Source organism: Pseudomonas sp. MWU13-3659 (assembly GCF_023757525.1).
GTDB lineage: Bacteria > Pseudomonadota > Gammaproteobacteria > Pseudomonadales > Pseudomonadaceae > Aquipseudomonas > Aquipseudomonas entomophila_E.
Genome location: NZ_JAMSHW010000119.1, coordinates 1 through 388 on the forward strand (window position 1 = coordinate 1; position 388 = coordinate 388).

1 protein-coding gene is annotated in these 388 nt (G+C 66.5%); it reads left to right on the plus strand.

The features are described 5' to 3' along the window. A partial coding sequence (locus NGM28_RS28580; protein WP_252092562.1) for a contractile injection system protein, VgrG/Pvc8 family occupies window positions 1-388 on the plus strand: 388 nt, incomplete at both ends.

Here is a 388-nt window from a genome sequence, read left to right on the forward strand (position 1 = left end):
AGCCCGCGTTCCTCCAGCTGGGCGACGACGGCCGCGGCCTGCACGGCCTGATCTACCGCGCCGCGCAAGGCGAGGCCGGCAAGCGCCTGACCCGCTACCAGGTCACCCTGCGCCCGCAACTGGCCTACCTGGCCCACCGCATCAACCAGCGCATGTTCCAGCACAAGACCGTGCAGGAGATCATCGCCCAGGTGCTCGAGGAACACGGCATCCTCGCCAACGCCTACCAATTCCAGTTGGGCGCGACGTACCCGCAGCGCGAGTACTGCGTGCAGTACGACGAGTCCAACCTGCAGTTCATCCAGCGCCTGTGCGAAGAAGAGGGTATCCACTACCACTTCCGCCACAGCGCCGACGGCCACCAGCTGGTGTTCGGCGACGACCAGAC